At 53.8% G+C, this 3,415-nt stretch carries 3 protein-coding genes; all 3 read right to left on the reverse strand.

Translation table 11 applies throughout. The annotated features are described in order from the left end of the window. Nucleotides 1–238: 238 nt before the first annotated feature. The gene (locus AC5OW4_RS14870; protein WP_493677174.1) at nt 239–1,069 is read right to left on the reverse strand and encodes an AAC(3) family N-acetyltransferase; all 831 of its coding nucleotides are present in this window, start codon (nt 1,067–1,069) and stop codon (nt 239–241) included. Nucleotides 1,070–1,205: 136 nt separating this feature from the next. Further along, the gene (locus AC5OW4_RS14875) at nt 1,206–2,042 is read right to left on the reverse strand and encodes a YjjW family glycine radical enzyme activase (protein ID WP_072686105.1); all 837 of its coding nucleotides are present in this window, start codon (nt 2,040–2,042) and stop codon (nt 1,206–1,208) included. Next, a partial coding sequence (locus tag AC5OW4_RS14880) for a YjjI family glycine radical enzyme (protein ID WP_493677175.1) occupies nt 2,039–3,415 on the reverse strand: 1,377 nt, incomplete at its 5' end. The genes AC5OW4_RS14880 and AC5OW4_RS14875, both read right to left, overlap by 4 nt.

Below are 3,415 nucleotides of genomic sequence, written 5' to 3' on the forward strand. Positions count from 1 at the left end.
TAAGACCCGCATTTTACTTATTTCTAACACCTTAGTTCCCTGCCGTTTTCTCAATTAAAAATGAGTCCCATTTCTGGAACTCATCTGCGTCTTTCTTGTTTCGGTTTTTCTCTCACCAACACTATTTTTGAAAGAGCCCTTTTTTCATTCTTGTCATCGCCGTTTTCCAATTCACCCTTACCAAAGTGTTCTGTTATCACAGAGTTATGAAAACGGGACTGCCGCTTTTTGTTTACCTTCAAAAAAGCGCAGGTTGAAGATATCGGGCATACGGGTGTTCCTTGGCCAGATAGCGCATGGCTTCATCAATCGCGGCGTCCGCTTTGAACAGCCGCAATTCAGCCATACCGGCCTTGCCTCTTTTGACAAAGCCTTTTTCCTCCAGGCGTTTGCCTATTTTATTAAAGATCTCACTGTCGATATCCAGATCCAGATATTTCTTCCACATACGCTTGTCTTCCAGCTCGACCGCCGCACCGCGCAGGATCACCGGCCGGATTTCACTGCGGTATTCCGCTAAATGCATTGCCGTACAGCGGGTATAATCGACGCCCATTAACAGCACCGAGCCTTTCAGCTCATACAACCGGGCGGCCGGGGATTCCTCAGACAGCGGAAAATGCAGCGACTGATGGTTGCAAAGCAGCTTGGCATATTTACCCCAGGCGACATAAGCGCAGTTGGGATGATGAGAAACGACGATCCCATCGCGCCGCCGCAGATTCTCGACGATCGCCCCCATTGCCCGGGTATCCGATTCTTTTTTATTAAACGCCGGCATCTGTTCGCGCACGGCTTTGATCAAATGACGTTCGATCGGCGGATTTTCCCAGGCCGAGGGTTCGGTGTTGTCCGAACATTGCATCGCCATCAGCAGCGTACCAGAGTAGCCGACCGCTTCGATCAACGCGTTAACGACCGTTTGGGCGCCCCCGCAGACATATCCGAACGCGCTGAGCGACGCATGAACTTCAAGGATCATGCCGGCGCCGACGCCGAGTTCTTTAAGCTGTTCTAAAATTTCCTTCTGCGTTATCAGCTGCGATATCGCTTTTTGTGGTGTTTTCATCCCGCCCGATCTCCTTTGTTGACTTGCTTTCTTATTATATCACGCGCGCGTTGGTTTTATAAAGAGGACAGCCGACAAAAAGGAAGCCCTTACGGACTTCCTCTTACAAATTCATCTAATTGCACCCTGATTTTGTTCAGATAACGACACAGTTATGAAAACCGCGGTCGCTTTCAGCCTGCGCCAGACGCTCGGCTTCTTCCAACGGCGTGATCGTCCGGCCGCAGAACCGCAGTCCTTCCTCGCACACCCCAAACGGCCGATAGCGCAGCAGCTTATAACGAATTTTTCCCTGCAGCCTTTCATTTACCGCACGGACCGTCTTCTGATTTTGTTTGGGAAACTGTGGCAGCAGCACCGTACGGACTTCTTCCAGCTTCCCAGCCTCCAGCAGCAGTGTCAGATTATCCAGTACCTGTCGATTGGACGCGCCGGTGAGCTGGCGGTGAAAGTCGTCGTCGATGGCTTTCATATCAAGCATCACGCCGTCGCACAAAGCGAGCAGTTGGGGATATTGCCCAAAATCAATGACGCCGTTGGAATCGATCAGACAGGTTTTCCCGGCCGCCTTGACACGGCGAAACAGCGCCGTCAGAAAATCAGCGTAAAGCATACATTCCCCGCCGCTGACCGTAATTCCCTGAATAAACGGAAAGGTTTCCGCGATCTTCTCAAACAAGGCCTCGGGCGTCAGCTCGCTGACTTTGCAGGAAGCGTGATGAGGACAGACATGGATGCATTGATCGCAGCCTGCGCAGCGGGTTTCATCCCAAACCACTTTTCCTTTGCGCAAAGCCAGCGCCCCGGCTGGGCAGCCGGCGACGCATTGACCGCAATGATCGCAGACCTGCCAGGTTTCCGGATTGTGGCAGTATGCGCAATGCAGCGGACAGCCCTGGAAAAAAATTGCGCAGCGGTTGCCGGGTCCGTCAACGTTGGAAAAGGGAATAATCCGGTTGATCAACGCCTTCATTGTCCGTGCTTTTCCACCCGGCGGTCAAGCGCATTGCCTTTGTCGCGGGCGCCCTGGCCGAAGATGCTGACGTTGTTGAGCGACTGCTTATGCTGATCAAGCTTCGCCAGTTCGCTTTTCTTGACTAAATAGCCGGTCACGCGAACGACATCGTTGTTCTCGAGATAGCCGGAGAAATAGCGCATTCCGCTGGCCATTGCGCCCTTGATGATATCGCCCAAAGCTTCCGGCGTGTTCAGCCAGGTTTCCTCAAACTTAAAGATATCGCCAATCCCGGTCGGGAAAAAGCCATGCATCCGCGCCGCATGCTGAATCTGCTTCAGCATGCCCGGTTCTGCGCCGACTGGAATCCGTGCGCCCGGAGAGTTCTCGCGGCCGTCGGAATCAATCCCAACCTGCGCGTGCAGACGGAAGTGGTGATCCGTGCAATCGCAATAGGCCGAAGTAAAACCCGCGACCAGATCGCTTAAGCGTTGTAAAATTCTGACGCCCAGATCATCCGCAGCAGCGTTGTTGCCATAACCCCGCCGCGGATCCTCAATCCCCAATAGATGGTTGACGCATTCCGCCAGGCCGACCATGCCGAACATGCCGGTGAAGTTCTCAAGCTTGACAAACCCTTCCGTGACCAGGAAATTGGCCTTGAAGAACGCGCTGGTTTCAACGATGAAGCGGATTCGGTCTTCCATCATTTCCAGCATGATCTGCACATAGTGCGGCAGCACGTTGTCCAGGAAATCCTGCGGATCCTTCGCTTTCAGCGAGCATTCGTACAGCCGGATCCGCGGCAGCGTGAAGCCGCCTCCGCCAACTTTCAAGCCATTGTAACAGGAAGCGATCGCATAGTTCTCGCCCCACTCGCGGGTGAACATCGCGTGGTTGGCAAACGAGGGCTTGGCGGTCTTTAACATGCACAGCGCGCAGCGCTTCAGAAAATCATCACTGGTAAGCAGCGGATCATATTTCAGCGTCAGGTTCGGCATCGCGCACTGCATTTCCTCGCTCAGCTGCAGAATCAGCTCGCCAGTGCGGGTCGCCTCTGGGCCAAGGTCGGCATGCACGAACGAATCGGTCAGCGTGCGGTCGATATGCAGCAGAAACATTTTCAGGATCTGCTTCGCCCGCTGCGGTGTTTCCTTCAGGACAAACGGTTCCAGCAGCTGGTCGAGATTGCCCAGATAGACTGGAAACGAGGTAATCGAAGGTACGTGATGATACATGATCAGCAGGGCGTTGGTCGCTTCCAGCAGATCCTGCGGCGGCGTCAGATCGAGAAATCGGGATCCTTTTTCCATCAACTGCGTATAATCCGGGCAGATATAGCGCGGCCGATACGGCGCCAGCCCCTCGCCCAGGTCGCAGAGATCGGAAGA

The sequence above is a fragment of the Holdemania sp. genome, assembly GCF_986127675.1.